The organism is Lentzea albidocapillata subsp. violacea (genome assembly GCF_900100275.1).
Lineage (GTDB): Bacteria > Actinomycetota > Actinomycetes > Mycobacteriales > Pseudonocardiaceae > Lentzea > Lentzea violacea.
In genome coordinates this window covers 35,446-42,628 of sequence record NZ_FNET01000037.1, presented here as the reverse complement: position 1 = coordinate 42,628, position 7,183 = coordinate 35,446, and the positions used below count along the sequence as shown (strand labels likewise).

Below are 7,183 nucleotides of genomic sequence, written 5' to 3'. Positions count from 1 at the left end.
TGTAGGGTCTCAGCGCGCGTGACATGTTGATCTTGTGTGACCTGCGGCTTCTTGATTGTCTCACGGCGATGTCATCTGAGGTCGATCTCAGTTCCGTGGCATTTCCTCGGCGGTTCGGTGGACTCTGGCGTGTTTGCGGCGGAGTCACCGTTGCCGACTCGGTCGAGCACAGCCAGGACCGGAGTCGCGTCTTGTGCGAATTTCTCCCCGGCGTGAGTGACCTGACCTGGGCCACGATTCAGGTCCTACAACGGGTTCTCCGCCAGGATCCGGTTCGGCAACCAGGGCATGATCGCCGAGAACGATCCGGCCGAACAGGAAAAGTCGGTCAAATGGAACTCGCTGCTGTGCAACCTGATCGAGACCAGTGCTTGCCTGCAAGGCCTCTCGGTCACCCGCTGATCTGACCGGGTGGCCGGCCGCCGGGTCGTAGCGTTGCCGAGTTCAGTCACCTGCATCGACTGAGACTGTGGCAGGACCTTCGACCACGGCCCAGTTCCACGTTCCCTTGACCTTCCGCAGGACGTCACCAAGGTCTTTGCCGGTCCCAGGGTCGGGGTGAACGATCGTGTCGATGAGTTTGGCCCGGCACGCCTTGTTTTAGTGGTACTAACGTTGTAACTTAGTTCTGTGGCTGCCGTCGAAGACCTCCAGGAGCTCAGGACAGGGCTCAGTGTCGCGCTGGCGCGCGTCGAACGCCTGATTGAGCGCGGATCCGCGCCCCCTGCGGCAGCCGACAACGGTGCCGTCGACGTGATGAACCTTCCCCGCACCAAGGCAATCGAGTGGGTCCTGGTCCATCAAGGTCGGCCGATGCGACCTGTGGAGATCTGGTCGGCACTTCAGGCGGTCGGCCGCAACGACCCCAAGACGGAGATCCAGGTAACGACCTACGACCTATGGCAACGAGGTCGCATCGACAGAATCGGACGGGGTGTCTACCGCACCGCTCCCAGTATCCAGCCCGACGAGCAATCGGCAACTGATGACCAAAACGCAAAGGCGGGTGAAGAGATGGAGAGCAGAACCACCGACCAACTCAGAGTTGAGCTTATGCGTTTTGAAGAAGAGTTGCGGACGGCTGGCCTCAAGGAGAATTCGATACGCACCTACGTGGATCGAACCGCCTACTTCCTACGCTGGCTCGACGGCGACTACGAACCAGGGTCGAGTGCTCACAACCATTAGCAACCGGCCGCCGGGCTCGACTATGACTGACCACCGACCTGAACCCTGAACCGCCGGCGCCTGCGGCAGTCTGGACACCCCGCCGAGTAATGCTCAGGTGGCTTGACCACTGCCCACGCACTGCTCACCGAGCGGTTCGGCTGCTCAGCTCACCAGGATTCCCAAATGATCTTGTAGGACCTCACCGCCGACGGCATGTCGATCTTGCGCGACCTGCGGTTTCTCGGCTTGTCTCACTGCAGTCTCACCAAGATCGGCCTCAGTGTCGTGGCATTTCCTCAGCGGTCCGGCGCGTTGTGGCCCTGTCGCTGTTGCCGCTTCGGTCGAGGATCGTCAGAACTGGCACTGCGTCTTGCGCGAAATTCGCACCGGCGGGTGTCAGTCTGATGCCGCCGGAGTCAGGCGTGGTTTCGAGCAGTGCGGCGCCGATGGCGTGTTCGAGTTGGTCGATTTGGTGCCTGAGAACGGCTTTTCTGGTGCCGAGGTGTCTGGCGGCGTGGTCGAGGTTGGGGTGTCCGGCGGTTGCCAGGAGTCGTCGGACGCGTTGTTCGGCTCCGCGGGTGGCGAAGACGGTCCAGATGGTGACGGAGAACGCGTCCGGCCCGCCGTGCGCGCTGAGGATGTGCTTGTGCGCAGCGACGCCGTGGCGGATCGCGAGTCCGAGTTCGCGGGCGTGCCGAGCCAGATTGGCCGCCGGAATGCCCAGATCGGCGGCGATGTCGGCGAAGGAACGGTGGTTGTCTTCGTATTGCTCGCGCAGCCAGGCTGGGTTGACCGTGCGGAGAACCTCTCGTGGCGTTGGTGGTCCGATTCCGTTGCTGGTGAGGAGTTCGTTGATGCGTTGGTGGTTGTGGCCGGTGAGTTTCGCGATCTGACCTGGACGGAGTCCCTGGCTCACGTAGGCGCGTAGATCGTGCTCGTTGGGCAGGGCTGTGGGCGGGCTGTTCGTGCCTGGTGCGGGTTGGTGTCGTGGGGTCCTGGGTTGTGGGTGCCGGACGGCGGCCAGGTGGATGTGTTCGGGTGTGGTGTGCAGGCGGGCGGCGATCTCGTTGCGGGTCAGTCCTGTCTGGACGAGGTCCCAGAGTTGTTGTGGGAGAACGTCGTCGGGGTGGGGGCCGGGCCAGGAGACGGTGCCGGTGTGGTCGAACGGCGGTTCCCAGGTGACGGGTTCGTCGATGTGCAGGCGCCGCAGCAGGGTCTGGGCTTGCTGGTGCAGATGCGTGGACAGCTGTGCGGGAAGGTGGAAGACGAAGGCGGTGTAGTGCTCGCCGTCGAGTTCCGGGGACAGCGTCAGCGGCTGCGGGTAGTGGTAGGGGTGGCTGCCGGTGAGCAATTCGATCAGGTGTAGTCGCGCGAAGCGTTCCTGGCGCTCGGACGAGCGGTGGCAGATCTGTGCGCAAGTCGCCCGCCAGGCTGTGCTGTCGAGGGTGGCGGCGCAGATGCGGCGCCATCGGCGGCGGCGTCCGTAGTCGATGGGTGCGGGTTGATCGTCGAGTGCGCGGGCGAGTTGTCCGAGCACGGCGAGCACGGGTTCCCAGGCGCCGGCCTCACGGAGTGTCTTGGTGAAGTGGGGGCAGACGGCGTTGCTGGCCGCAGGCAGCTGAAGCAGTGTGCGGGCGGTGGTGTAGTCGACGTCGCCGAGTCCGGCGATCTGCAACAGCATGCTCAGCGCTTGGCGGTAGGGCAGCGGGTCGAACAGGCCCTGGGGGTTGAGGCGCAGCGCCCACCCTCGCCAGAACAAACTCGGGACGCTGGCCGCTCGTGCCGTGCCGTGCCCGGATCGCGGGCGGCGTGGGGTGCTGGTCGCGATGCCGTAGCGGAGCTGGTGCGCGGGGTTGAGACGAGGACCGATGCAGGTGAGCAGTGAGCTTTGGAGTCCGGGGCTGGCGTTGTTCCATTGGTCCAGCAGGCGGGAGAGGTGGGCTTTCGAACCGCCCGTGGGAGTGTGCGCGAGCCAGCCGGTGATCACCGGGTCCGGTGTGGTGGAGCCGGTGGCGAGCATGAGGTCCGCCGCGGTTGCGCCGACCGCGACGTGGGCGGCGTCATCGTCGTGGGCGTTGTCGGAGAAACCGTGGTCGGCGACCAGATCGCGGATGATCGCCGCGATGGATTGCGGTGGTATGGCAGGGGTTCGCAGAGCGGCCAGTGCCGCGCGGGCGGCGGCGTGCAGGTCATCGAGGATCTGCTGCGGTGCAGCCAAGGCGGCCAAGGCGGCCGGGGTGCGCCGGGCGGCCAGCAGCGCGGCGATGGTGGTGTTGACGTGGCGTTGGGCCCGCAGCACAGGGCTGTCGGCGTCGAGTGGGACCGCGTCGGCCTCTGACAACGGGTAGGTGCAGGCGGGTGGCCCGCCGTGCGGCGAGTGCTCGAGGAGAGCGAGCCCCAGATCACCGAGGTAGGGCGAGCCGGCAGGCTGGGCGCGGGTCCGGACGTGGCGACGTCCGCAGGCCGGACAGGCGTCGAGCAGGAGCGTGTGGTGGCGGGTGCAGGCGAAGCTCCAGGCCAGCCGCCAGGACAGCATCCACCGATTTCCGTTGTCGGACAGGCACTTGGGGCAGAACCGTGATCCTCTCAGTCCGCGCCACCAGCGTGGACGGCTGCCTGCTCGCGCGGGCCGGTCGATGATCAGCCCGGTGCCGGAATAGCGGTCCAGGGTCAGGGCGGCCAGGGTGTCGGCCGGGACCCCGGTGGCGATACTCACCGCGGTGAGTTGGTCGGCGTCGAGGTGGCGCACCCAGGGTTTGCGGCTTCTCGCGGTGTTCCACCGCGTGGTCACCCCCGCGAACCGGAAGAGGTCGAAGACGTTGGTGTGCAGGCGTTCGGCCAGTGCTTCCAGCCAGCTGTCCAGTGCTTCGCCGGGCAGCGGTGCCAGCCGGATCGGCAGGGTGCGCGGGCGGTTCATCCGGCGAGGCAGCGGGCCGGGGCGACGCGGGTCGACAGCCGGCGAGCCTGGATCGCGGCGTCCAGTTCGCGGCGAGCCGTTTCCGCGGCGGCATCGTTCTTCACGCCGTCCAGCAGATCTTGGCTCAGGTGCTCGCAGCCGGTGCGGACGGCGCGCTGGCAGCCGCGGTTGATCAGAGTCATCAGCGAGCCGATGTGCCCGGTGCTGCGGGCGAACAGGTAGTCGGACAGCTCATCGGCCAGCATCCCGGGGTGTTTCTCGGACAGCGCCAGGCGTTGTTCGATGGCCAGCAGCATCTGCCGCCACTCCCGCCGCCCTGCGTCGGTGTCGACGGTGAACGGCCGCATGTCCAACGCGGTAGTGCGGCGTCCGGTCTGGGCGAGAACGGCGTTGGTGTAGGAGTCGCCTTCGGAGAACAGGCCGCGTTCGGCCAGACCGACGCCGATGAGCACCAGCGTGACCGGGAACTCGTTGGCGATGTATTTGAACTGGTTGCTCACCTCGATGCCGGATGTCGCCCGCCAGCGCAGGAAGTGCAGATCATCCACGATCAAGACGCGGACCGCGCAAGAAAGCATGCAATCCAGAGCCCGGTGCGCGAACTGTGCGGTCGTGCCCCGCTGATGGCCGGGATGACCGAAGTACTCCAGCATCGCCCGGTTGAAGTCCTTCATGCCGGTGTTGCCGGTCAACCCGACCCGGCAGACCGGCCAGCGTTCGTGTCCGTCCGCGGTGAACGCGCCGTTCTCGGCGATCTCGCGGAGGTGGAACTGTTTGGCGAACGCCAGCACCGAGGTGGTCTTGCCCAGCCCGGGGAACGCGTCGATCGCGATCGCGCCCTTGGCCTTGTCCCCGTCCTGGACGTTGCTGTCCACGATGTCCCACAAGTCCTCGTGCAGCCCGGCCAGCTGCGGGGTCTTGATCGGACCGAGGTTGGCGTGCCAGACCCGCCGCCGCTGGTTGTAGTCAGCGAGCGCGTCGTCCCCGAGGCGCCGCAGGTCCTTTGTGGTCAGTGGTTCGGGCTGGCTGCGTGCGGGGGCGTCGACGAAGCTGCGCCAGCCTTCCTTGCGCGCCAAGGTGAGGTTATCCAGGCCCGCGGGGCGATCCGCTGCTCGTTCTGCGCCTGGTGAAGGTTGCTCGCGACGTGTGTCGGTCACACGTCCTCCAGAGCATCGGCGTAGAAGTCGTCCTCGGCGTCGACGGCCTCCAGGTCGTCGATGTCGTCGTCGCCCATCTCCGCCACCGGCTCGTCGGCCGGGACTTCGCCAGAGGCTGCGGTGGCCGCCAGGACTCGGGCCACTGACGGCAAGACCGACACCGCCTGCTCCCGTGGTTGCTCGGGCAGCCCGATTGCGGCCTGTTCGCGGGACAGCCGCAGCGCCATCCGCCGTTCTGGCAGCGTCTGGCCCAATCCGATGTTCCAGCGCTGGAACAGGTCGGCGACCGCGATCTTGTCGTCGGGGTAGGTGTATTTCGCGGCGGCCAGCTTGCGCGCGAACTGCAAGGCGTCCTCGCTCAGCGGCATCGTCAGCGACGGAGCGTGCTCCCATGCCAGCGTGTGCCATCTGCGGGAGGCCGGGTCACGGAAGTAGACGCGGGTGATGTCGTCGGGATCGACCTGCAACGGCCAGCGGCCGTTGGCCTTCCCGGTGTAGGGGCTGGTCTCGTTCTCCTTGCCCGTGAGGATCGGGCCGTTGTAGCGGCGGCCGTCGATCTCCACCCCGTAGTGCTGAATCGTGCGCCACTCGGTCTTGAGGAACTCATAGCCCAGGTCCGGATCGCGCGGAACCTCGATATAGCCGGCCCGCGCGACACCATGCTCGAACATCATCGCCGGCGACATCCGCAGTTTCGGCAGGTGCGGATCAACCAGGCCGCTGTGTGGCTTGTGGTGGTAGACCGTCGCGACCCATTCGCGGATGATCGCTTCGAGTTCGTCGAGGAAGAAGAACGCGTCCGCCTCGGGATTCAGACCCCGAGAATGGACGTCCGGGCCCTTGTAGCCAGGCAGCGCCTGCAACAGATCTTCCCGCAGGGTACGGAAAAATCGCTCCACCGGCCCCTTGTCCCGGCCCGTCCGCAACCTGGCTGGCTGTATCGAGATCCCCATCCGACGACACACGCTGGTCAGATGCTCCGACACGTAGATCTTGCCGTGATCAACCACGATCGTCTCCGGCACCACCGCCGGCGACGCCGCACCCGGCCGCTCGACCGCATCGGCATCCAGCAGCACCGACCGAGGAATCCCGTGCTCGGGCCAGACCGCATGCGCGGGCCAATCCCGCCCAGCCGGCCGCGGCCGGAACGCCTGGTAGAGAACCGAAGCCGCGTCCACCGACTTCGTCGACACCGGCGTGAGCCGTAATCCGACGACACACCGGTCATACCAATCCATCGCGACCGTGAGCTCGGAGTTGATCCACCGCAACGTGACCGGGTCCAGCGCGAACACGTCCAGCCGGGTGGTGTCCATCAGCACGTACTCGCCCGGCCGCGTCGGCCGCAACTTCCCGTAAACCTCATCCGGCCGGTCGGCGATATCCCGATTCCGCTTGGCGCTCAACCGAAACGTCGGATGCCGTCGCTCCAACTCCTCCAACACCCGAAACGCCGTCGCCCGGCTCGGCACCTTCACCACGCCCGACCCGAACCGCACGGCCACCCGCGCGTCGGTCCGATCGATCACCATCGTCCGCGACGGCTTCGACTCCCCGGTGTGCTCGACCATCACCGCCAACGCCGTCTCCACCCACCGCTCGTCGGTGTGCCCCAGCGGCCCACCCGCTGCGCGGCCCTTCTTCGGAGCCAGTCCCGCTTCACCATGGCGGCGGTAATCAGCGACCCAGCGTTTGACAGTCCGCAACCCAATCCCCAGCTCAGCAGCCTTCGACTCGTATCTGCTCGTCGCCGACAGGCCAGGTGCGTATTCGGGACGGGGCTCACCAGCGGCCGCCAGTTCCGCAGTTCCAGAGCGGTAACCAGTCAAGACCTCACGCACATGAGCGGCCCGTTCCAACACCTGCTGCCGTTCGGAATCGGTCAGCTCGGCCAGCAGCACGCTCGCCAACTCCAGCGGGTCATCAGCGCAGGGAC

Annotated in this window: 4 protein-coding genes; 1 reads left to right on the top strand and 3 read right to left on the bottom strand. The window is 66.5% G+C overall.

The window, feature by feature from the left end; translation table 11 throughout:
* Positions 1-630 precede the first annotated feature (630 nt).
* Positions 631-1,188, top strand: coding sequence for a hypothetical protein (locus tag BLR21_RS39990; RefSeq protein ID WP_090011793.1), 558 nt, complete (start codon positions 631-633; stop codon positions 1,186-1,188).
* 259 nt (positions 1,189-1,447) lie between these two features.
* Here the strand turns inward: BLR21_RS39990 and BLR21_RS39985 are convergent, their stop codons facing one another.
* From BLR21_RS39985 to BLR21_RS39975, 3 genes are all read right to left on the bottom strand, one after another.
* The gene (locus tag BLR21_RS39985) at positions 1,448-4,087 is read right to left on the bottom strand and encodes a TniQ family protein (protein WP_090011791.1); all 2,640 of its coding nucleotides are present in this window, start codon (positions 4,085-4,087) and stop codon (positions 1,448-1,450) included.
* Entirely contained in the window at positions 4,084-5,163 is a 1,080-nt protein-coding gene (locus tag BLR21_RS39980) for an AAA family ATPase (protein WP_218131023.1), read from the bottom strand. Before BLR21_RS39980 ends, BLR21_RS39985 begins: the two co-directional genes overlap by 4 nt.
* Positions 5,164-5,240: 77 nt before the next feature.
* Positions 5,241-7,148: a helix-turn-helix domain-containing protein gene (locus tag BLR21_RS39975; RefSeq protein ID WP_218131022.1), complete on the bottom strand. Its 1,908-nt coding sequence runs from the start codon at positions 7,146-7,148 to the stop codon at positions 5,241-5,243.
* Between the last annotated feature and the right edge of the window lie 35 nt (positions 7,149-7,183).